The sequence below is a fragment of the Candidatus Endoriftia persephonae genome, from assembly GCF_023733635.1.
Classification (GTDB): domain Bacteria; phylum Pseudomonadota; class Gammaproteobacteria; order Chromatiales; family Chromatiaceae; genus Endoriftia; species Endoriftia persephonae.
Map to the genome: position 1 here is coordinate 818,512 of NZ_CP090569.1, position 20,973 is coordinate 839,484.

At 57.4% G+C, this 20,973-nt stretch carries 18 protein-coding genes; 10 read left to right on the plus strand and 8 right to left on the minus strand.

Features of this window, described 5'->3' with window-relative positions; all coding sequences use genetic code 11:
- Position 1: 1 nt before the first annotated feature.
- Together L0Y14_RS03745 and dsrE2 are read left to right on the plus strand one after the other, a co-directional pair.
- Complete coding sequence (locus tag L0Y14_RS03745; protein ID WP_005960771.1) at positions 2-232, plus strand: sulfurtransferase TusA family protein; 231 nt, start codon at positions 2-4, stop codon at positions 230-232.
- Between the two features lie 45 nt (positions 233-277).
- Complete coding sequence (gene dsrE2 / locus L0Y14_RS03750; protein ID WP_005960770.1) at positions 278-757, plus strand: sulfur carrier protein DsrE2; 480 nt, start codon at positions 278-280, stop codon at positions 755-757.
- 103 nt (positions 758-860) lie between these two features.
- Here dsrE2 and L0Y14_RS03755 read toward each other — a convergent pair whose 3' ends face one another.
- Positions 861-2,132 carry an OmpP1/FadL family transporter gene (locus L0Y14_RS03755; protein ID WP_005960769.1) on the minus strand — a complete coding sequence of 424 codons (1,272 nt, stop codon included), beginning with the start codon at positions 2,130-2,132 and terminating at the stop codon, positions 861-863.
- Positions 2,133-2,760: 628 nt separating this feature from the next.
- Here L0Y14_RS03755 and L0Y14_RS03760 point away from each other — a divergent pair.
- The 5 genes from L0Y14_RS03760 to L0Y14_RS03780 all read left to right on the plus strand — a co-directional run bounded on the left by L0Y14_RS03760 (position 2,761) and on the right by L0Y14_RS03780 (position 8,476).
- A complete protein-coding gene (locus tag L0Y14_RS03760) occupies positions 2,761-5,112 on the plus strand; it encodes a PAS domain-containing sensor histidine kinase (RefSeq protein WP_006475330.1) in 2,352 nt (783 codons plus the stop codon).
- An 88-nt stretch (positions 5,113-5,200) separates the two neighbouring features.
- On the plus strand, positions 5,201-5,701 hold the full coding sequence (locus tag L0Y14_RS03765) for a response regulator transcription factor (RefSeq protein WP_006475329.1): 501 nt from the start codon (positions 5,201-5,203) through the stop codon (positions 5,699-5,701).
- A gap of 386 nt (positions 5,702-6,087) precedes the next feature.
- On the plus strand, positions 6,088-7,002 hold the full coding sequence (locus tag L0Y14_RS03770) for a selenium metabolism-associated LysR family transcriptional regulator (protein WP_040819823.1): 915 nt from the start codon (positions 6,088-6,090) through the stop codon (positions 7,000-7,002).
- Positions 6,999-7,394, plus strand: coding sequence for a hypothetical protein (locus tag L0Y14_RS03775; protein ID WP_005960765.1), 396 nt, complete (start codon positions 6,999-7,001; stop codon positions 7,392-7,394). The genes L0Y14_RS03770 and L0Y14_RS03775 overlap by 4 nt, the downstream gene beginning before the upstream one ends.
- A 29-nt stretch (positions 7,395-7,423) precedes the next feature.
- Positions 7,424-8,476, plus strand: a complete 1,053-nt coding sequence (locus tag L0Y14_RS03780) for an AI-2E family transporter (RefSeq protein ID WP_006475327.1) — start codon at positions 7,424-7,426, stop codon at positions 8,474-8,476.
- 49 nt (positions 8,477-8,525) lie between these two features.
- Here L0Y14_RS03780 and L0Y14_RS03785 read toward each other — a convergent pair whose 3' ends face one another.
- From L0Y14_RS03785 to L0Y14_RS03795, 3 genes are all read right to left on the minus strand, one after another.
- Positions 8,526-8,714 carry a YgaP family membrane protein gene (locus L0Y14_RS03785; protein WP_005960763.1) on the minus strand — a complete coding sequence of 63 codons (189 nt, stop codon included), beginning with the start codon at positions 8,712-8,714 and terminating at the stop codon, positions 8,526-8,528.
- Between the two features lie 137 nt (positions 8,715-8,851).
- A complete protein-coding gene (locus L0Y14_RS03790) occupies positions 8,852-9,538 on the minus strand; it encodes a Crp/Fnr family transcriptional regulator (RefSeq protein WP_005960762.1) in 687 nt (228 codons plus the stop codon).
- Positions 9,539-9,556: 18 nt separating this feature from the next.
- Positions 9,557-11,929, minus strand: coding sequence for a response regulator (locus L0Y14_RS03795; RefSeq protein WP_006475326.1), 2,373 nt, complete (start codon positions 11,927-11,929; stop codon positions 9,557-9,559).
- Between the two features lie 268 nt (positions 11,930-12,197).
- Between L0Y14_RS03795 and L0Y14_RS03800 the strand changes: the two genes are divergently transcribed.
- Positions 12,198-15,014 carry a hybrid sensor histidine kinase/response regulator gene (locus tag L0Y14_RS03800; protein WP_006475325.1) on the plus strand — a complete coding sequence of 939 codons (2,817 nt, stop codon included), beginning with the start codon at positions 12,198-12,200 and terminating at the stop codon, positions 15,012-15,014.
- 12 nt (positions 15,015-15,026) lie between these two features.
- Here the strand turns inward: L0Y14_RS03800 and L0Y14_RS03805 are convergent, their stop codons facing one another.
- The 4 genes from L0Y14_RS03805 to L0Y14_RS03820 all read right to left on the minus strand — a co-directional run bounded on the left by L0Y14_RS03805 (position 15,027) and on the right by L0Y14_RS03820 (position 18,677).
- Complete coding sequence (locus tag L0Y14_RS03805; RefSeq protein WP_005960758.1) at positions 15,027-16,439, minus strand: PhoH family protein; 1,413 nt, start codon at positions 16,437-16,439, stop codon at positions 15,027-15,029.
- 34 nt (positions 16,440-16,473) lie between these two features.
- Positions 16,474-16,950: a peroxiredoxin gene (locus L0Y14_RS03810; protein WP_005960757.1), complete on the minus strand. Its 477-nt coding sequence runs from the start codon at positions 16,948-16,950 to the stop codon at positions 16,474-16,476.
- A gap of 11 nt (positions 16,951-16,961) precedes the next feature.
- Positions 16,962-17,504 carry a glycine cleavage system transcriptional repressor gene (locus L0Y14_RS03815; RefSeq protein ID WP_005960756.1) on the minus strand — a complete coding sequence of 181 codons (543 nt, stop codon included), beginning with the start codon at positions 17,502-17,504 and terminating at the stop codon, positions 16,962-16,964.
- 84 nt (positions 17,505-17,588) lie between these two features.
- Complete coding sequence (locus L0Y14_RS03820) at positions 17,589-18,677, minus strand: galactose-1-phosphate uridylyltransferase (protein ID WP_006475324.1); 1,089 nt, start codon at positions 18,675-18,677, stop codon at positions 17,589-17,591.
- A 197-nt stretch (positions 18,678-18,874) separates the two neighbouring features.
- Here L0Y14_RS03820 and dapA point away from each other — a divergent pair, with 197 nt between their 5' ends.
- Both dapA and bamC read left to right on the plus strand, forming a co-directional pair.
- Complete coding sequence (dapA, locus tag L0Y14_RS03825) at positions 18,875-19,750, plus strand: 4-hydroxy-tetrahydrodipicolinate synthase (RefSeq protein WP_006475323.1); 876 nt, start codon at positions 18,875-18,877, stop codon at positions 19,748-19,750.
- Positions 19,751-19,819: 69 nt separating this feature from the next.
- Positions 19,820-20,965 carry an outer membrane protein assembly factor BamC gene (bamC, locus tag L0Y14_RS03830; RefSeq protein ID WP_040819821.1) on the plus strand — a complete coding sequence of 382 codons (1,146 nt, stop codon included), beginning with the start codon at positions 19,820-19,822 and terminating at the stop codon, positions 20,963-20,965.
- Positions 20,966-20,973 lie beyond the last annotated feature (8 nt).

The window sequence follows — 20,973 nt, forward strand, 5'->3', positions numbered from 1 at the left end:
CATGGCTGACTTCGATCAAGAACTGGATGCAAGCGGACTGAACTGCCCTCTGCCGATCCTGCGTGCAAAAAAGGCCCTGGCCGGTATGGAAGCCGGTAAAGTGCTGCACATCATCGCTACCGACCCGGGTTCTGTGAAGGACTTCGAGGCCTTCTCCAACCAGACTGGTAATGAGCTGGTGGAATCCAAGGAAGTCGGCGGCAAGTTCGAGTTCCTGATCAAGAAGTCCTGACCTCTCGATCACCATCCAGATACTCCATAACGAGGAGAGACATCGATGGACGAAAAGAAGTTAGCCATCATTGCGACCAAGGGTTCCTTGGACTGGGCCTACCCGCCCTTTATCCTGGCCTCGACCGCATCCGCCCTCGGTTACGATACTGAGATCTTCTTTACCTTCTACGGTCTACAGCTCCTGAAGAAGGATCTGCAGCTGGAAGTCACCCCGCTCGGCAATCCCGGTATGCCGATGCCGATGGGTATGGACAAGTGGTTCCCGGTACTGGGTCTGACACTGCCCGGTATGCAGGGCATGATGACCAGCATGATGAAAAAGAAGATGGCAGACAAGGGTGTTGCCAGCCTGGAAGAGCTGCGTGAGCTCTGCCAAGAGGCCGAGGTGAGGCTGATCGCCTGCCAGATGACTGTTGATCTGTTCGAGCTTGATACCGCTGATTTTATCGATGGTGTCGAGTACGCTGGCGCGGCGCGATTCTTTGAGTTTGCCGGCGAAAGCGATGTCTGCCTCTACATCTGATCCGTTGTTTTGAGCAGCCCAAGCGCCGCCCCCACAAGGGGCGGCGCTTTTTTTATGGGCGAAAAAACCCGGGCTGCTGCCCTGGCCGTGGTCTGAAGATGATCTACATGAAGACGCGGTTGATGCTGATGCCAAACAGGTGCACATCGGAATCGTAGGTGCCGTTAACCACGCTGGTGCCGTTCAATTCGGTTCCGGTTGGGGCGGGTTGGTTGAGAGTGCGCTCGTCGAATTTCACATACATATAACCAACATCGAGCAACCAATCGTTGTCAAAACTGTGTCCCACACCAATACTGAACAGGTGGCGGTCCGCATCGGGTACCCGTACGCTAAAACGCTCATCGCCCTGTGGGGTCTCGTCGAAGGTATAGCCGGCACGCAGCTGGGTTGCCTGAGTAAGATCATAGGTACCGCCGATGCGATAGGCGTTGACGTCTTTCCACTTGTTCTCGCTGGTCATCAGGGTGGTGCTATAGGTGCTGTCCTTGACGATGATGGAGTCGAAAGAACTCCAGCCGGTACGCGTAAAATCGAATTCCAGCGCCAGCTTTTTGGTGGTCTGGTGGCGGATGCCTAGCTGCAGTCTTGATGGTACCTCCAGACTGGTATTGGCGTCCGAGTTGCCGGTCGGGGACTGGATTTGACCCTCGACCGGGATATCGGAGGAGGTGTGGTAACTGCCGCCAAAACTCCAGTCGCCGGCGACATAGAGTCCACTCAAGTGGAAACCGACGCCCCTGCCATCGCCCTCTAGCGTGACATCGGGGAAGCTGGCGCCGTCGTTCACCTTGCTGTTGAAGATCACCTTCTTCAGCCAGTAGAGGTCAACGCCTGCGGCGAGACTGGCATTGTCGTTGAGTTTGTAGGCGAGGGCCGGGCTGAAATCGACGATTTCAAGCTTGGAACGGGTCGGCATCGAGGTTCCAGGAGCATAACCGCCTGGGTTTTGTGCAGACTGGATGAAGGTCGAGCTAGACCAATCGGTCTCCAGCCCGAACGGGGCGTTGACGGCCAGGCCGATGCTCCAGTTTTCTGTCAGGGTATGGTGTGCACTGATCGAGGGCACTGCCACCAGGCCATTGCCATCACTGTCGAAGGTCCCGTTGCCGGTGGTGACACTGAGGCCGGGTTTGATCAGTAGGGCACCGAAGCTGACAGAGCTGCCTTCATGAAAGGCCATGGCGGACGGGTTGTAGGGCAGGGCACCCAACTCCTTGTGATTGGCGACCATCGCGTTGGATGTGGCAAGACCGGCTACGCTGAGCTCGGGAACCGCAAATCCTGATGCCGCTACTTGTTGTGCTGAGAAGGCTGCTGTCACTCCGCAGGTAATTGACAGTACCTTGATTTTAAAAGATTTATTCTTGCTCATGGGTCTCTCCGCCCTTGCTCTGATGGTAGTCCTCCTGCCTGCAGATTCTGCAGGACCCGCATGAGGCTAAGAGATTCCAGAGAAAAATTCCATAGGTGGAAGAAAAAACCTTATATTCAAGTTGAATATTGCAGGAGGCGTAGGTGCCGATGTAGGAGCGGCGTGTAGCCATGAATGATCCTGAGGATTCCCTCATCATCTCCTTTGCTCATGAGTCGTTTGTCTGCTTTGGCGTACATCTGACTGACCTTGTTTTGCCTGGTCCAGCCAAGCACCTCTAAAAAAGGTGGGCCACCTTCTTTTCCTATCAAGGTTAAAGATTCATATTCTTTGTGCCGAGACACATGGAAGTGCTGAATGAATTATGGATGATAGCCTTGTGGCCAAAATTCCACAGCTGCTTCGTTTGTGCCCCAAAGGTATTTTTTGTGGGCATAAGCTTGGCGATAGATCAGCCATTACACCCCTGTGCGGTGTAATGGTGACAGGATGTTGTTGAGCAACCCTGCGATTTCCACCTTGCATCGAAAAAGCTGGCCTCACAATCCCGCTCGCTCAGATTCATGCAGAGGCTCCTTAGTGATTATTGGTATGAAAGTATTCGATAGCTCGGTTCGGGAAAACGCGTATGAACAGAAAATCCAGAACTGCCACCCACTCATCCATACCGACGGATGATTTGCTCGAAAAAATCCTTTGTGAGGGCGTCGCTGATATCCTGACATCTGTCGGTGAGGGTATTGTGATACTGGATCGGTCAGGCGTGGTGAATTATTGCAATCCCGCCGCTCTTGAGCTTCTTGATTACTCACAAGAGGAAGTGTTGGGCTTGGTGTTTCACGACGTCGTACATAACAAGGGCGGGGAGGATTCAGCGCACGACATAGCAGATTGTCCCATCCTCTCCACAACCCATCGTGCTGAGGAGTACCAATCCGAAAGTGAGGTGTTTCTGGCGAAGGGAAACAACGCTATACCCGTACGGATCACCGCCAGAGCAGTCGTTCATGGGGGGGTGATGGTCGGCAGCGTGATCTCTTTCCATGATATCTCTGTCCGTAAAGAGGTTGAACGCAAGTTGCGGGACAGTGAGGAGCGCTTCGAACTTGCTGTTCAGGCTGCCAATGAGGGCATCTGGGACTGGAACATCCGCACCGGTAAGGTTTACATATCTCCACGCTGGAAGATGATGCTTGGCTTTGAGGCTCACGAACTGGAAAACAGTCTCGAGACCTGGACATCCAGGGTTCATCCGGAGGATCTCTCCCAGGCGATGATGGATCTAGAGGACTACCTGGACGGTAAGCGGCCTGAGTATGAAGAAACTATCCGGGTTATGCACCACGACGGGAGCTACCGTTGGCATCGCAACCGCTGGATCGCCATTCGTGACGAAAGTGGCATGGCAGTGCGCATTGTTGGCACCTGTAGTGATGTCACCGAAGACGTGTGTCTGCGTGAGAAACTGGAATATGCCCTTGAAAGAGCCGAAGCCGCCAACCTGGCGAAAAGCGAATTTCTTGCCAATATGAGCCACGAAATCCGCACGCCCCTGACCGCCATCATCGGCTTTGCCGAGTCGACACTTGAGAGTGGGCAGAGCATGGAAGAGCGGATAGAGTCGATTGGCGCCATCATTGCCAACGGCCAGCATCTGCGGGTGCTGATCGACGATATCCTGGACCTCTCGAAGATTGAGGCTGACCGTCTTGAGATTGAAGAGATCGAGATCAATCTTATTGGCCAGCTGACAAAATTTTTCAGCAGCATTAAGGCCCAGGTGGAACAAAGAAATCTGGGCTTCGGTATCCACTACGTACCACCTTTGCCCTCCACGATTCTCACCGATCCCACCCGGCTGCGACAGATTCTCTACAATCTCTGTAACAATGCGATGAAGTTCACCGAGCATGGCGATCTACGTGTGATCATCAGTTGCGATGTCCCTTCTAGAAAACTGCTAGTGACCGTTTTCGACTCGGGCATCGGTATGACTCAGGAACAGGTCGAACGTATCTTCGAGCCTTTTGTACAGGCTGATTCCACGGTGACTCGGCGCTTCGGCGGAACGGGCCTGGGACTCAATATCTCGCGCCGCTTGGCGCATCGTCTTGGCGGTGACATTCAGGTGCTTAGCCTCCCTGGTACCGGCAGTGTGTTTGTACTGACGATCGATACTGGCCACATTGATGAAGACAAGTTGCTCTATGAATTCAGAGACCTTCCCCAGGAAGATGAGAGAACAGGTAGTAGTCGGCGGCCGCCTAGCGTCCAGGGCAAAATCTTGTTGGCTGAGGATAACCTTTACAATCAGCGTCTCATCTCACTTTATGTCCGTAAGACAGGGGCCGAACTCGCGATTGCCGAGAATGGCGAACAGGCAGTTGAGATGGCGTTAAGGGAGACCTTCGATCTAATTCTTATGGATCTTCAGATGCCTATCATGGGAGGGCTGGATGCTACTCGCATGTTGCGTCAGACGCTCTATCCTGGACCTATCGTTGCGCTAACCGCACATTCCATGATTGGCGACCGTAGTAATGCACTGGAAGCTGGCTGTACGGACTTCCTTAGCAAGCCCGTTGATTGGCCGGCATTGTATGAAGTGATAGGTAAATATCTTCCGGAAGATGACGGCAATCCATCATTTGCACTGCCTGGCAGCCTACCCGACATGGGCGACACAGAATTTACCGAGCTGGTGGAGAAGTTCATAACAGAGCTTCCCGGCAATATTGAACAGTTGATTGCACACAGTGGCAAGGGTGAATGGGACGAGGTCCGGGCGCTGGCCCACCAGCTGAAGGGTGTTGCTGGTGGGTTCGGTTTTCCGGGTATTACCCAGCTTGCCGGTGATATTGAATTCCAAACCACGAGACAGTCTACCCAGGAGGCTGTTTATCTGATTCAGAATCTGCAAGAACTGGTCATGGATCTTATTAACAAGCACTTGCACAATCGAGAGAATGATGAATCTTAAACGTTTGCATGATGCACTGTTGAGTTTTGGAAAACCCCTCTCACAGCCAATATATTGTAATAAAGGTCAATTGCTCGCTAATACGGGCATGGTGATAGACGACGAGGAGCTTTATCGTGAACTGCTCGACTTCGGCTATGTCGTAGCCGAAGTCGAGGAGAAAGATGACACTCAGGCCGAACAGAGTGTGACCTCCGCTATGGACTACGGGGTACTTATCGCCGATGACACGCCATTGATGCTCGACACGCTGGAGAATCATCTGAAGGCGATCGGTTTCATACGCATCCTACGGGCCAACGATGGTGAGATCGCAATGGCGAAGGTTGGACGCTATCGTCCGGAAGTGGTGTTTCTCGATATCGATATGCCGAGAAGAAATGGCTTGGAGGCTCTGGAAATCCTTAGAGAGGAGTTTCCGGATCTATTTATCTGTATGCTTAGCGCTCATAGCTCGTTGGACAATGTACGCACCGCCCTGAGTAAAGGTGCCTCCGGATTCCTTGTTAAACCCTATCAGCGGACGCGGTTGGAGCACATCCTTAATCAATTTTTGTCTACCCAAAATACGGCACTCGAGACAGACTGAACCCCATAATCCGCTAGTCTCCTAGGCGTGGGTCAGACCGGATCGGCCGTTGATGCTCGAAAAGCGTCCAGTGCGGCATCCTGAAACGTCGCTCAGGGATCTCCTTTTTCAAGCCTTTGATAGTCTCGATAGAAGTGCGGAGCGAAAGCAGGTGCCATCAGTGGTGGCGCCTGCGCAAGATTCTATCGCAGATCTGTACCCACATATGTTGAGACTGTATCTCGCAATGTTGGATTTGCAGGGGAGATGAAATGGGGCTGCAGTTAGCCGCAGCAGGATGCTGGGGAGAGGGTAGGTTGGATGTGAATTAGCATTCACTCATAGACTCAATTTGTGATATAAGGTGATTTTATCTATACCCATAAAAGCATTTTTGCGGGATTTGTATGGCTGATCGCAGACTTCAGGTTTTTCACACAGTTGCGCGTTTGCTGAGCTTCACCAAGGCAGCCGAAACACTCCACATGACCCAGCCGGCGGTCACCTTCCAGGTGCGTCAGCTCGAGGAACATTTCAACACCCGTCTGTTTGATCGTACCCACAACCGGATCAGCCTCACCGAGGCGGGTGAGCGGGTGTTTGAATATGCCGATCGTATCTTCGATCTCTATGCCGATATGGAAAACTCGGTGCGCGAGATGACAGGCGAGATTCGCGGCGCGCTGACCATCGGTGCTAGCACCACCATTGCAGAGTATATGTTGCCGGCGCTGCTCGGTAATTTTGGGCATCGCTACCCGGAAGTGACGATTCACCTGCGGGTATCCAACTCCGACGGGATCGTCTCGATGGTGGAGAACAACTCCATCGACCTGGGGGTGGTGGAGGCGCCGGTCGGTAACAAAAATCTGGTGGTCGAGGTCTGTCGTAAGGATCAGCTGGTGGCGATCGTGCCGCCGAGCCATGTGCTGGCCGAGCGCGACTCGGTTGGTTTCAAGGAGTTGATCGAGTATCCGTTCATCTGTCGAGAAGAGGGTTCGGGCACTCGCGAGGTGATCAACGAACATATGTGCCACCAGCTGGGTAACTGTAACAATGGCCTGACTATCGCCATGGAACTGGGCAGCCCGGAATCGGTGAAAGGTGCGGTCGAGGCCGGTATGGGGGTCTCGGTGGTGTCGCGTGCCTCGATTCAAAAGGAGCTGAAGCTGGATACGCTGCGTGCGATCCCGCTTGATCCGCCGCTGGAGCGCCCCTTCTCTTTTGTGCACCAGAAACAGAAGTTTCGTCTGCGGGTGATGGAAGAGTTGCTCGATTTTGCCCGCGCTTACTGTGAACAGCACCAGAGCGAACTTGCATGATGATGCCCTCTCCTGCAGCGGGCAGGCCGCAAAATGCACAACAGCGGCATCTGCTCAAGTTGTTCAACGAACTGGATGAGGCGGGCCGCCGCAGTCTGCTCGACTATGCTGAGTTTCTGCAGACGCGTACGAGTCAAGAGACGATGGCAGAGTCCGAGCCTGAGCCACTGCTCGAACCCAAGCTGATCCCCCGGCCTGAGAATGAGTCGGTGGTGAAAGCGATCAAGCGCCTCTCCGCCAGTTTTTCGATGTTGCCACGGGAGGCGCTGTTCAATGAGACATCCTCGCTGATGATGGCGCATGTCATGCAGGGGCGCTCCGCGCCGGATGTGATTGATGAACTGGAAGCGCTGTTTGAAGCGCACTATCAGAAGTATCGCCAAGGCGGCTAGTATTCGTCGTTTTGGCTGGGAGATCTGGTATGCAGGCCATTACCAACTGGTTCAAACGCTACTTTTCCGACCCGCAGGTTGTCTTTCTGACGCTGCTGCTGCTGTTGGTGTTTGGTGTGGTGCTCACCATGGGCGACATGCTGGCGCCAGTGCTGGCAAGTCTGGTGATCGCCTATCTGCTGGAAGGCGTGGTGAGTCAGTTCGAACGGCGCGCCTGGCCGCGGTTTCCAGCTGTGATCCTGGTGTTTATCTGCTTTCTGCTGTTTGTGGCGCTGATTCTGCTCGGCCTGATGCCATTGCTGTCGCGTCAGGTGACCGAGCTGATCCAGCAGTTTCCGGCGATGCTCTCTTCGGGACAGCAGGTTCTGCTGCAGTTGCCGGAGCGCTATCCTGAGATCCTCTCCGAGGCGCAGATCAAGCAGATCATCAGCGGCATCCATGCGGAGATCGGCGCCTTCGGGCAACAGGTGCTCTCCTGGTCGTTGGCCTCGGTGGTGAGTCTCATCACCCTGGCGGTCTATCTGATCCTGATGCCGCTGCTGGTGTTTTTCTTTCTCAAAGACAAGTCATTGATTCTGGGCTGGATCAACCAGTTTTTCCCGAAGCATCGTCGCTTTGCTGATACTGTCTGGTCGGATGTGGATCGGCAGATCGGTAACTATGTGCGCGGCAAATTCTGGGAGATCATCATCGTCTGGGCGGCGAGCTTCGTGGTGTTTTCCCTGATGGGGCTCAACTATGCGCTGCTGCTGGCGGTGATGGTGGGGTTGTCGGTGATCATCCCCTACATCGGGGCGGCAGTAGTCACCTTCCCGGTGCTCTTCGTGGCCTGGTTTCAGTGGGGTTGGTCGGCCGATTTTGCCTGGCTCACCACTGCCTACTTCATCATTCAGGCGCTCGACGGCAACGTGCTGGTGCCGCTGCTCTTCTCTGAGGTGGTCAACCTCCATCCGGTGGCGATTATCGTGGCGATCCTGGTGTTCGGCGGCTTTTGGGGCTTCTGGGGGGTGTTTTTCGCGATACCGCTGGCGACCCTGGTGCAGGCGGTGCTGGTGGCCTGGCCGCGTCAGCCGGCGGGTTAGGGTTGGCCGCAGGACAGCGCCACTGCTCTGCGGCCTTAGATGCGATCAACTATTTGTTGGTATTCATGCCGATCAGCGGATAGATCGGGCACCAGTTGATCAGCGCGGTGAACAGAGGCACGATGCCGATGGCGCCCCACCAGTTGATCGGGTCACTCAGGACAAAGCCCCATACCAGCAGTGCGATGCCCACGATAAGGCGCAGAATGCGGTCGATACCGCCAACGTTTTTGGTCATGGTTTGATCTCCGGGTTTGCGTTGCGTCGGACAGTGAGGGGATGCATCGATCGAAACGAATCCACTGCACCTCCAATGTGCTGCCCATCATAAACACAGAGGTGGGCAAACTATGTGACTTAGTCACATTGATAAGGTCACTGTTCTTGTGCCTTTTCTTCCAGGGCTTTCAAATCGCTGAGATCGATGTGACCACGGCTGGCGTGGATCATGCCGCGACTCTCGAACTCTTTGAGGATGCGGCTGACCACTTCGCGGGAGGTGCCGAGATCAGAGGCGATCTCCTGGTGTGTCAGGTGGATCTGTCGGCTGTTGCCGGAGGTGGCGCGCTTTAGCAGCAGCGAGGCGATGCGTCGGTCGACCCGCTGGAAGGCGATGGCTTCGATGATGCTGATGACATCCCCAAGCCGCTCAGAGACCAGGCCAAATAGGTAGGCGCGCCAAGGTGGATAACGCTCCATCCACTGCTGGATCTCGGCGGCGGGGATGACCACGGCCTCCAGCGCCTCCTCGCAGACGGCAAACGCTGGGAAGGGACGCTGGCTGATGATACAGGAGGCGGTGAGAATACAGCTCTCCCCCGGGCCGACCCGGTAGAGGGTGATCTCGCGGCCATTCTCACCGAGCTTGAAGACCCGGGCGGTGCCGCTCAGCACCAGTGCCAAATGCGAGCACTGCATACCCTCCTGACAGATCGGTTGTTGTGGGTCCAGCCGCACCAGATTGCTGTGGGCCAGGAAGTGGCGCATCAGCTCATCCTCAGGCTCAGGCAGAAACGGGAAGCGCTGACGGATCTGCGCAATGGTTTGTGGGTCTGAGATCATCCCGTCTGGCTCCCCTGCTTAGGCAGAGAAGAAATCGGACTGCACCAGATCAGCATGTTGCTCCCAGGTTTTCGGGATGCGTGAGGGGTTGTCGATGCGGGGTAGGATAATCTTGATCTGACGTTTCTGAAGCTGACCGGTGATCGCGTCAATCTTGTCCTGCTTCGCTTTGACCAGTCGTTTCGAGAGGCGCACGCAGTTGGGTTTGAGAAAGCCCAGTACCTTGAAGGCGGTATCGTTGCCGATAAAGCGTGACAGGATCACATTGATGCCCATCTCCTGCAGGCTGCGGATGTAGCTTTTTGCCTGTTTCAGATTGGCGGCCAGATCGGCCAGGTCGAACTCGATAAAGATGCCAGTACCCACCAGCTGTCTGAGGCGCAGCTGCTCACGAATCCAGCTGAGGTTCGACGTATCCTGGACCGACTCCATCGACTGATGGATGATCAGCGCTGTCGGTCGCCCTTGCTGGCGGCGCTGGTCGAGTACCGACAGGGCGTGTTCCAGCAACCAGCGGTCGATTTTTTTGAACAGACCGGTGCGCTGGGCAACCAGATTGATGCGGGCGGTGGGGATCGATTCGCCGTGGCTGCCCATCAGTCGGGGGATCAGCTCATGGAACTCCAGGTTGCCCCCCTGGGTATCGCTGTAGGGGAGGAAGAGCAGCTGGATCGAGTTCTCCTCCAGCGAGTGGCTGATGTGTGAAAACAGCGCCTCATCGGAAGAGTCTTCATCCAGCGGCTCCTCTTTAACCGAAAACTGCACTACTTGGTTGATGCCGGTGGCGCGGGCAGAGGAGGCCGCGTTGGCGCTGCGCGAGAGCATCTCGCTGGCGGTGAAGAGCGAATCATCTAACTGGCAGAGGCCGACATTGGGGATGATTCGGTGCTCGCGGCCGCCAATGACAAAGCGGTGTGATGCGATCTGTTTTCGGATCTGCTCGGCGAGCGCATTCAGGTTGTTGATGTGGGGGCGCTGGGCCAGTACCACGATGGTCCGTTCGTCATAGCGGGCGGCGATATCCTGGGGTTCGATGCTGCCAGAAACCATGCTGCCGATCTGCCGCAGTAGGTCATCCGCATCCTGGCCGTTGGCGCTGCCGCCGCCTCTTCTGCGGATATCGAGCTCCAGGTAGATCACGCCGAGTCCGGCTGATGAGGGGTCGGACTTGAGCAGCAGGCTGTCGAGATGCTCATAGAAGTGCCGGCGGGTCGACAACCCGGTCAGCGGGTCGCGCGAATTGACCGGTTTCTGGGTCTGCTGCAGCATCCGTGAGCGCTGGATGCGATTGATGACGGTGGTGATCAGAAAGCGCGGCCGGATCGGTTTGGCGATGAAGTCGTCGCCGCCGACGCTGAGGGCGTCCAATTGCTTTTCGGTATTCTGCTCACCCGAGAGAAACACGATCGGGGTACCGATAAACTGCGGCTGTTCGCGGATGATGCTGGTCAGCTCGATGCCGTCGGCATCGGGCATGTAGAGGTCCATCAGGATCAGGTCGGGGCGGTATTGGTCGAGGGCCTCGAGGATCTTGAGTGGTTCGGTGACGATCAACGAGTCGATGCCCGATTTGCGTAACACTGCACTGGCGAAATCGGCCTGTGCTGGATCGTCTTCGACGATCAGCACCCGGTAGCTGGGGCCCTCGTCTGGTTCGGTCATGGTGTGGATTCTGTCCGCCAGCTCGGAGATGTCGTAGGGCGGTACAAAATAGCCCTCGGCACCGGCGCGCATCGCCTGCAGGCGCAGCTCCAGCTCCTTGGCGCGGGACAGAAACAGCAGCTTGGGCACCGGCTTCTGCTGCTTCTTCAGCTGCTCGAAGGCATCGGTGATGCTCTTCAGTGCCGGCAGATGCACGGTATCGATGAGCAGCAGCTGCGGCACCCGTTTTTCCATCTCGGCAAGCAGGTCATCGGCCCGGCTGTAGGTCAGCACGATGCACTTTTTTGCCTCCAGCGCGGCCACCAGTCCGGGGGCGATCTCCTCGGTGTGACGCAGATAGTAGATGGCCTCATCGGTGGGCTGACTTGGAATGGCGAGGTTGAAGTGGCGTGCGCAGACGGTGCTGAGCGCCTGCTGCAGGCGGGCCATCTGTTGATCCAGCTCCGCCAGCTCTGTTTCGTTGGGACGTAGGCCGGAGTCGACAAACTGACCCAGTTCGGTCTCCAGGGAGAAGACCTCCTGGCTGATTTCGAGCAGACCGAAGCGACCTGAGGCACCGGTCAGGTCCTGGATCTGGTGGTAGAGGCGAGCGCAGAGAATCGGATCCCAGTGCGCGTCGAGCGCTTGCCAGGATTTATCAATCGCCGCAAGCCGTTCCGGAAGATGGCCCAGAAATATCTGCTTGAGCTCTTCGGTTTTGCTTGTCTGGGGCTGTCTGCTGTCCTGCATATCTTATAAGGTGACGGGCGTTGGTTTTAGCCTGCTGCTAGAGACGTGATAAAACAATGCAGTTTCACTCAAATCGGTGAGACAAGTCCAGCCAGCTTCTAACTCTGATGAAAAGAAGAATTAATCGACTTTTTGGGAAAAATGGAGCCATTCCAGGTAGCTAGGGTAGTAATTTAAAGAATATGCTACTTTTAGTCGGGAGCCCTATTTGTGGATGTGTTAACAGTTGCCGGCTTGTGCGAGTGACGGAAAGTTGTGCGGAAGTCCAATGGAATCTGAGAACCGGGAAGAGATAAACGTAAAGTCGGAGCAGGTGCGGTTGCTCTATGCCAGGGGCATGGTGCTGTTGCCGATCAACCTACTGGTGTTTGCCGCGCTCGCCTGGCTCAAGACTCCCTGGGAGACGGACTGGGGTATGGTCTGGAGCGTCGGCCTGGCGCTGCTTCTGCTGGGGATGTTTGGGCTGGTAGCGATGGGGCGTAGGATCCTTCCTGCACAGCTGGAGCGTTGGCGTTATCCGTTTATTGGTGGGCTGCTGCTGATCGGGCTGCTGTGGTCGGCAGCGTTGCTCCAACTGATGATAGAGCCGTTTACCTCGGCAGAGTTGTGGAGTTTTTCGCTGATCGGTGTGGTGGTGCTGTTTTCCGCCATGCTGGTGAGTATGGATGGGCTTGCCAGCGCCACCTTTCTGTTGGCAGTACTGCTACCGCTGTTTGCTGGCATGCTGCTGACTCCGCTGGCGCTGCCGGAAGGCGGCTGGATTGGTCTGATCGTCTACGTCTGTTCCCTGGTTGTGCTGGTGATCTGGTCTGTGCTGAACCAACAGCGCCTGCTGTTATTTGCGGCCAACCGCTCGCTGCTGCGCGAGCGTATGCTCCAGGCCGAGGGGCAGCTCTCTGAACTTACCAATCGCTTGAGCATGGAGAACGATCAGCGTCGAGACGTAGAGCGGGAACTGTCGCTGGCGAAGGAGGCGGCAGAGACGGCGAATATGGCGAAAACAGAGTTCCTCGCCACCATGAGCCATGAGATCCGCACGCCGTTGAATGGCATCCTGCCGATCCTGGAGATGTTGCGCGAGACTAAACTCAGCGCCGAGCAACGTCAGTTTGTGATGACCGCGCTCAACTCCACCCAACTGCTGCTGAGTATCATCAACGACATCCTCGATTTCTCAAAGGTGGAGGCCGGCAAGCTGGAGCTGGAATTCATCGAGCTGAATGTGCGTGAGTTGGTGGAACAGGTTACCTCGCTGATGACTAATGCCGCCGATCGGCGTGGCTTGAAACTCAAGCACAAGGTGGCGCCCGAGGTGCCGCGTTCCGCCCGTGGTGATCCGATCCGGCTACGCCAGATCCTTACTAACCTGGTGAGTAACGCGGTCAAGTTCACCGAGAAGGGGGGGATCTCAGTAGAGATCTCGTTGCGCCACGCCAGCCGCACCGAGGTAGAGCTGCTGTTTGCGGTACGCGACACCGGTATTGGTATGTCGGAGAAGCACGTCAACCGGCTGTTTCGCCCCTTCTCTCAGGCCGATGCCTCAACCACCCGAAAACATGGTGGCACCGGTCTGGGGCTGGCGATCTGCAAGCGTCTGACCGAACTGATGGGTGGGCGCATCGGCGTCAAGTCGGTTCGCGGTAAGGGCTCGCTATTCTGGTTCGTGGTACCGCTGCGAAAATCCCTTGAGGAGGTGCCTTCGGCGCGGCGGGATCTGCAAGGGGTGCGTGCGCTGATTCTGGGTGGCGATGCAGAGGAGACCGATCAGATTGCCCACCACATGCTCGACTGGGGCATGGTGGTGGAGCAGTCGGGCGATCACTACGATGCGCTCAACAAGCTGAAGGCCTCCGCCACCCTGGGTGAGAGCTGGATGTACGAGCTGGTGGTTATCGATGTGCGCGGGCTGGTGCCAAACGTGATTCAGCTGATTGAGGATATCCGCGCCCTGCCACATATGTCGGGTGTCGAGTTCCTGATTCTCAGTGGCGATGGTGCCGAGGTGAAAAAGCTGAAGAAGATGGGCGTCGATGTGCTGCTGGCGCCGTTCCGGCGGATCGAGATCGAGCGCCGCGTGAAGCGTATCTTCGATGTGCAAGAGGGTTACGGCGGTTCCCACTCGCTGCCGGATGACCTGATCCCGCGCATGCCGGATGAGACCTTTACCTGGGATGATAATCAGGCAGCCAAGAATATTCTCTCGAGGAACAAGGATGGAGAGAAGCAGACCGTCCAGCATACGCCGCTGGTCGGTCATGTGCTGGTGGTGGAGGACAACCCGGTCAACATGGCGGTGGTGAAGAAGATGCTGCAGAGAGCTGGCCTGACGCCGGTCACGGCGATGGACGGTGCAGAGGCACTGAAAATGGTCGGCGAAGAGAATTTTGACGTGGTATTGATGGATTGTCAGATGCCGCGCATGGATGGCTACGAATCCACCGAGGCGATCCGTAATCGCGAGGAGATGAACGGCCTGTCGCGCCTGCCGATCATTGCGATGACTGCCAACGCCATGGCCGGTGACCGGGAACGCTGTTTGGCGGCGGGCATGGACGACTATCTGGCGAAGCCGGTGAAACCGTCAGCACTGGAGAACATGCTGCGTCAGTGGTTGCCGATGCGAGAGGTGCTGGAGGAGGATGACGATTTCGATGGCCTCTCCTCTGGGGATTCGGAGCTGGAGTTCGATTCCCGGGAGCTGGGTCGAGAGGTACGGAACATGGTCTCGGAGGGGCAGAGTGTGATCGACCTGGGGGTGGTCGAAGAGCTGGTGGAGATCATGGATGCCGACTTCATAGCGGTGCTTAACAGCTATCTAGAGAATGCCCCAATCCTGATGCAGGGGATCGCCGATGCGGTGGCGGCAGAGGATCTGGAGGCCCTGGTGGGCCCCGCCCACTCACTCAAGTCGAGTAGTGCGAATGTGGGGGCGATAGAGCTCTCGACGCTGGCGAAGGAGCTCGAGTTTATGGGGCGCCAGGGGGAAGGTAGCGATCTGGACGAAAAGCACCGGCGCATCGAGGAGGTCTATTCTCTCTCGGAGAAAGAGTTACAGGCGATCGTCGAGCGCGGCTCGGTGATCTGAACCCTGTGCCTCTCAGAGGCTCTCCGAGGCAAAGTCGGCGAGGCGTGAGCGCTCTCCCCTGAGCAGGGTGATGTGGCCGCTGTGGGGCCAGTCTTTGAAACGGTCCACCACGTAGGTCAGACCGGAGGAGGTCTCGGTCAGGTAGGGGGTGTCGATCTGCGCCACGTTGCCGAGGCAGACGATCTTGGTGCCGGGGCCGGCGCGGGTGATCAGGGTCTTTATCTGCTTCGGTGTCAGATTCTGCGCCTCGTCGAGGATGATGTATTTGTTGAGAAAGGTGCGTCCGCGCATGAAGTTGAGCGAGTGGATGCGGATCCGTGAGCGCAGCAGATCCTCGGTGGCGGCGCGTCCCCAGTCGCCGCCCTCGGTCTGGGTTAGCACCTCCAGGTTATCCATCAGGGCTCCCATCCAAGGGGTCATCTTTTCCTCCTCGGTGCCCGGCAGAAAGCCGATATCCTCGCCCACCGGTACTGTGACCCGGGTCATGATGATCTCGCGGTAGAGATTCTGGTCGAGGGTCTGCGCCAGTCCGGCGGCCAGGGTCAGCAGGGTCTTGCCGGTGCCGGCAGTGCCCAGCAGGGAGACAAAGTCGATCTCTGGGTCGAGCAGCATGTTGAGGGCAAAGTTCTGCTCCCGGTTGCGCGCATTGATGCCCCACACCGAGTGTTTCTGGGCACGGTAGTCGTTGACCAGCTCGATGATCGCTTCCTCCCCCTCCTTGCGTCGCACAATCGCCTCGAAGCCGTGGTCGCAGTCGAGGAACAGACACTGGCTCGGGTACCAGGCCGCCACATCGGGGCCGGAGACGCGGTAGAAGGTGCGTCCCTCCTCTTGCCAAGCCTCCACCTCTTTTGTGTGGTGGTCCCAGAAGTCGTCGGGCAACTGTGCCTCGCCGCTGTAGAGCAGGCTGACATCATCCAGCACTTGGTCGTTAGAGTAATCCTCCGCCGGGACCCCCAGGGCAGCAGCCTTGATGCGCATGTTGATGTCTTTGGAGACCAGGATCACGGTGCAGTCGGGATGCTCCTCCTGCAGCGCCAGGGTGGTGATCAGGATGGTGTTATCGGCGCTGGTATCGGGCAGCGCCAGCGGGTGGTCGCTAAGCAGTTGGCGGGTCTGGAAGAAGAGTTTGCCAGTGACGCCAACGGTGGCATTGCCACTCAGCTCCAGGTTGTTCAGCGGTAGCCCACTGGTGATCTGCGCGTGGCTGGCATCGGTTAGCAGCTCGTCGAGAAAGCGGCTGGTCTGGCGCACATTGCGCGCCACTTCCGACATGCCGCGTTTGTTGCGGTCGAGCTCCTCCAGTACCGTCATCGGCAGAAAGATGTCGTGCTCCTGAAAGCGAAAGAGAGCGCTTGGATCGTGCATCAGCACGTTGGTGTCAAGCACAAAGATGCAGGGTTTTTGGCGGCTGGTTTTTATCATTGGGATGGCCTGCTAGGTTGTTGGCTCTCTCGGCTTAAGTTGCGGCGCGCATCGCCTTTATCGCTTCGAGCACCTCTTCCGCGTGCCCCTTGATCTTAACTTTGCGCCACTCTTGTCGTAGCACCCCCTGCTCGTCGATCAGGAAGGTGCTGCGCTCGATGCCTCTGACTTGTTTGCCGTACATATTCTTCAGCTTGATTACGTCGAACAGGTTGCAGAGTGCCTCCTCCTTGTCGGAGATCAGCTCGAATGGGAACTGCTGCTTCGCCTTGAAGTTTTCCTGCGCCTTGAGGCCGTCCCGGGAGGCGCCGAGGATTACCGTGGATTGGCGACGGAACTTGTTGATCAGGGCGCTGAAGTCGCGCCCCTCGGTGGTGCAGCCGGGGGTGCTCGCCTTGGGATAGAAGTAGAGTAGTAGCGGCTTGCCTCGATAGGCGGAGAGCCGGCTCTGCTGGTTGCCGGTGAGTAGCAGCTCAATGTCGGGGATAGGCTGGCCGATTTCCACGCTCATGATGATTGCTCTTAGGCTCCTTTGATCGGCTCTAGTACGCCGTCCAGGTTGAGACTGTCGCAGTAGTCCATGAAATCGTCACGCAGCGTGGCGATGTGCAGGTTGGCGGGGATGCCGACGCTCATGGTGACAGAGAACATCGGCGTGCCGGTGTGAGCGGCGGCGTAGCTGCTGGTGACCATGTCTTCGATATTGATCTGGCGTTCCGAGAAAAACTCCGCCAGCTGGTGCACGATGCCGGGGTGGTCCATGGCAACCACCTCCACCGCATAGGGCAGCTGATTGCTGGATGGGGCGCGTTCCTCGGTGCGCTTGGCGATGATGGTCAGGCCGAGGCGCTTTTCGATCTCTGGCAGAGCGCTCTCCAGCTTGGCCAGGGTGTTCCACTGGCCCTCCACCATCAACAGGATTGCGAACTCGCCGCCGAGCACTGTCATACGACTGTCGACGATGTTGCACTCACCCTCCAGAATGGTTTTAGACAACTCGTTGACGATGCCCGGCCGGTCCCGGCCGAGGGCGGAAATCACCAGAAAGCTACTGGGTGCAGGCATGGATTAACCCTTAACAGTGTATTGATGTAATGGAGCCTGCCGGCAATTGCTCCGACAGGGCTGCCGGCAGTCTATCACCCTACATCAGTCGTCGGGTATCTCCACCGAGCGCAGCTGTTCCGCGGCTAGCTCCGGGCTAACGGTGCTGACAAACAGTCCGGAGCCCAGCTCGAAGCCGGTCGGGATGCTGGTGCGCGGGCAGATTTCCAGGTGCCAGTGGTAGCTGTCGTTGCAACCGTCGAACTCCTCACCATGGGGTTGGGAGTGGAGGAAGAAGTTGTACTGCACGCCGCCCACCACCTTGTCGAGGCGTGCCATGGTGCGTTTCAGCACGCGCGCGAAGTCACTCAGATCCTCGCGGTTTGCCTTGAGGAAGTCGGATTGGTGTTTCAGCGGCAGGATGTGGATCTCCCACTCGAAGCGGCTGGCGAAAGGCTTGATCGCGACGAAGTGCTCACCGCGCTCGATCACATACTGGCCGACGTTGACCTTGCGCCGGATCTGGCCTGAGTCGCGGTCGTAGATGGTGGCCTCGTAGGTCAGTGCCTCGTCGATCAGCGAGCAGAAGACGCACTGGCCGTACTTCTTGAAATATTCGCGGCTGTGGTACACCTCATTCTGCACGTTCTCCGGGACCACCGGGGTGGCGATGATCTGGCTGTGGGTGTGCGGGATGCTGGCCCCCGCCGCTGGACCGAAGTTTTTGAACACCAGCACATACTTGAGCCGGCTATCAGAATTGTATAGCTCGGCCATGCGCTCTTGGTAGGTGTAGAAGAGGTTGGTGAGGTGTTCACGAGTCATCTCGTGCAATGCGATGCCGTGGTTGGGATTGTCGATCACCACCTCATGGCGGCCATAGCCGTCGATCACCTGCTGTAGGCCAAACGCGATATTGCTCTGCGGCTTGTCGTCGCCCAGTACCGGATAGAGGTTGGGCACGATGCGCATCTGCCACTCCTTCTCATCCGGGTAGGCTTTGATCGCTGGTGGGGTCTTCTCCTCGTTGCCGCGGCAGAAGGGGCAGGTCTCGACGTGCGCGCGGTTCTCGCGCTGCACCATCTCCTCCGCTTTTTTGGGCCGCATGCCGCGGGCGGTTGCTACCAGCACCGACTCGGTCGGTACGATGGGGTTGATTCTGATCTCTCTGATAAACTGATTCTCTTCGGACATTCTCGGGTCTCCACTGCATACCCAGGCTGAGCTGAATTTTAATGAATCCGGCCCCGATCCAGTGGGGCTTGAAGCGCTTGCTTGAACTATCTAACGGAAATCCGTGACAGGAACAAGTGTTATTCGGATGACTTGTCAGGCTCGCAAACAGCGCGCTACCATAGCGCGGTTTAATCCGCTGAAAAAGGTTGGGGAAGATGTTCCGTGGCAGCATGGTGGCGTTGATCACGCCCATGAACGAAGACGGCTCAGTGAACGAAGAGTCGCTGCAGCATCTGATCGAATTCCATATTGAGCAGGGCACCGATGCGATCGTCGCGGTGGGCACCACCGGCGAGTCGGCTACTCTCGACGAATCGGAGCACTGCGCGCTGATCCGTCAGGTGGTCGAGCAGGTCGCTGGTCGAATCCCGGTTATCGCCGGTACCGGCGCCAACTCCACTCGCGAGGCGATCAGTCTGACCCGCTGCGCGAAACAGGCGGGTGCCGATGCCTGCCTGCTGGTCACCCCCTACTACAATAAGCCGACCCAGGAGGGTCTCTACCTGCACCACAAGGCCGTGGCAGAGGCGGTGGAGATCCCGCAGATCCTCTATAATGTGCCCGGTCGCACCGCCTGCGACATGCTGCCCGAGACCATCGCACGCTTGGCTGAGCTGCCCAACATCGTCGGGGTAAAAGAGGCGACCGGGGATCTCGGTCGGTTGAGCCGTATCCGCGAGCTGTGTGGGGAAGGTTTCGATGTTTACAGTGGCGACGATGCTACCGGCTGCGAGTTTATGCTGCAGGGTGGCAACGGGGTTATCTCGGTCACCACCAATGTGGCACCGCGGCAGATGAGCCAGATGTGTAAGGCGGCGTTGGCCGGAGATCGCGACGCCGCTGAGCAGCTCGACCGCCAGTTGGCGGGGCTGCACCAGGCGCTGTTTGTCGAGTCCAACCCGATCCCGGTCAAATGGGCCATGCACCACCTGGGCCTTGCGCCCGAAGGTATACGGCTGCCTCTCACCTGGTTGTCGGAGGGACAGCAGCCCGCTCTGCTCGCCGCGATGCAACAGGCGGGCGTCTGCTGAGTCCGGCAGAAGAACCTGTCGCCGCCCTTGAAGCGGCGCAGCACTTAATAATTAACCTGATCAAACGCTATGTCTCTCATCTTCTCCCGGCTCTCTGTTCTCCTGCTTCCTCTCGTGCTGCTGTCCGGCTGTAGTTCTGTCGGTGAGGTAGTCACGGACAAGAAGACCGAATACCGCAACCAGCGCCAGATGACCGAGGATCTGGAGATCCCGCCAGATCTGAGTCGCTCGGGGATCAACGACGCCATGACCATCCCCGGTGTCAGCACCTCCTATTCGGAGTTTGCCGAACGTCGGGAGGGAAGCTCGCTCAACAGTGTGAAACTGGCCGGTAATCAGGTGTTGCCTGGCGTGGAAGGGATCAAGGTGATGCGCGATGGCGACCAGCACTGGCTGCTGATCGACTCCCCAGCGGATGAGGTCTGGCCGCTGGCGGTGGAGTTCTGGCGCCAGGCCGGCCTGCTGCTGGTGGAGCAGGATCCCACCGTCGGCATTATGCAGACCGACTGGCTGGAGAGTCGTGCCGATATCAAACAGGGATTTCTTACCGAGCTGTTTCGCAAGGCGTTCGACAGTGTCTACTCGTCGGCCACTCGCGATCAGTTCCGGGTGCGCCTCGAGCCGGGCGAGCAGGCGGGTACCACAGAGCTCTATCTGACCCATCGGGGCATGGAGGAGCATCTGAAAGAGAACCCCGGCGGTGACTCTGATACCACCTTTTGGACGCCGCGTCCCAGCGAGCCGGGCATCGAGGTGGAGATGTTGCGCCGGATGATGATCTTCATGGGCGCCGAGCAGCAGGCCACTGAGCGGATGCTGGCGCAGCCGCAGCAGCGCAAGATGCGTTCCCAGATGGTGAAGCGCGATGGCTATGCTGCGCTGCGCATCAACGAGGGTTTTGCTCGCGCCTGGCGTTTGGTGGGGATGGCACTCGACCGGGTCGGTTTTGCGGTAGAGGATCGCAACCGCTCGGAAGGGGTCTATTTTGTGCGCTACAATGACCCGGACAAGGCTGCTGGCCAGGAGAAGGGCTTCTTCTCCAAGCTTGCCTTCTGGACAGACGACGAGCAGATCGACACCAATAATCAGTACCGGGTCAGACTGGATCAGCAGGCTGAGGTGACTCTGGTCAGTGTGGAGAATGAGGCGGGTCAGCCCGAATCTTCCACCACTTCGCAACGCATCCTGACTCTGCTACACGAGCAGATTCGCTAGATCGTGAT

What these genes read in the sequence shown, in the direction of transcription:
- L0Y14_RS03760 (WP_006475330.1), top strand. Translation starts at nt 2,761, where the DNA reads ATGAACAGAAAATCCAGAACTGCCACCCACTCATCCATACCGACGGAT.
- L0Y14_RS03795 (WP_006475326.1), bottom strand. Translation starts at nt 11,929, where the DNA reads ATGCAGGACAGCAGACAGCCCCAGACAAGCAAAACCGAAGAGCTCAAG.
- L0Y14_RS03785 (WP_005960763.1), bottom strand. Translation starts at nt 8,714, where the DNA reads ATGACCAAAAACGTTGGCGGTATCGACCGCATTCTGCGCCTTATCGTG.
- dapA (WP_006475323.1), top strand. Translation starts at nt 18,875, where the DNA reads ATGTTCCGTGGCAGCATGGTGGCGTTGATCACGCCCATGAACGAAGAC.
- L0Y14_RS03810 (WP_005960757.1), bottom strand. Translation starts at nt 16,950, where the DNA reads ATGAGCGTGGAAATCGGCCAGCCTATCCCCGACATTGAGCTGCTACTC.
- L0Y14_RS03775 (WP_005960765.1), top strand. Translation starts at nt 6,999, where the DNA reads ATGATGATGCCCTCTCCTGCAGCGGGCAGGCCGCAAAATGCACAACAG.
- L0Y14_RS03790 (WP_005960762.1), bottom strand. Translation starts at nt 9,538, where the DNA reads ATGATCTCAGACCCACAAACCATTGCGCAGATCCGTCAGCGCTTCCCG.
- L0Y14_RS03805 (WP_005960758.1), bottom strand. Translation starts at nt 16,439, where the DNA reads ATGATAAAAACCAGCCGCCAAAAACCCTGCATCTTTGTGCTTGACACC.
- L0Y14_RS03765 (WP_006475329.1), top strand. Translation starts at nt 5,201, where the DNA reads ATGGTGATAGACGACGAGGAGCTTTATCGTGAACTGCTCGACTTCGGC.
- L0Y14_RS03770 (WP_040819823.1), top strand. Translation starts at nt 6,088, where the DNA reads ATGGCTGATCGCAGACTTCAGGTTTTTCACACAGTTGCGCGTTTGCTG.
- L0Y14_RS03815 (WP_005960756.1), bottom strand. Translation starts at nt 17,504, where the DNA reads ATGCCTGCACCCAGTAGCTTTCTGGTGATTTCCGCCCTCGGCCGGGAC.
- bamC (WP_040819821.1), top strand. Translation starts at nt 19,820, where the DNA reads ATGTCTCTCATCTTCTCCCGGCTCTCTGTTCTCCTGCTTCCTCTCGTG.
- L0Y14_RS03780 (WP_006475327.1), top strand. Translation starts at nt 7,424, where the DNA reads ATGCAGGCCATTACCAACTGGTTCAAACGCTACTTTTCCGACCCGCAG.
- L0Y14_RS03820 (WP_006475324.1), bottom strand. Translation starts at nt 18,677, where the DNA reads ATGTCCGAAGAGAATCAGTTTATCAGAGAGATCAGAATCAACCCCATC.
- dsrE2 (WP_005960770.1), top strand. Translation starts at nt 278, where the DNA reads ATGGACGAAAAGAAGTTAGCCATCATTGCGACCAAGGGTTCCTTGGAC.
- L0Y14_RS03755 (WP_005960769.1), bottom strand. Translation starts at nt 2,132, where the DNA reads ATGAGCAAGAATAAATCTTTTAAAATCAAGGTACTGTCAATTACCTGC.
- L0Y14_RS03745 (WP_005960771.1), top strand. Translation starts at nt 2, where the DNA reads ATGGCTGACTTCGATCAAGAACTGGATGCAAGCGGACTGAACTGCCCT.
- L0Y14_RS03800 (WP_006475325.1), top strand. Translation starts at nt 12,198, where the DNA reads ATGGAATCTGAGAACCGGGAAGAGATAAACGTAAAGTCGGAGCAGGTG.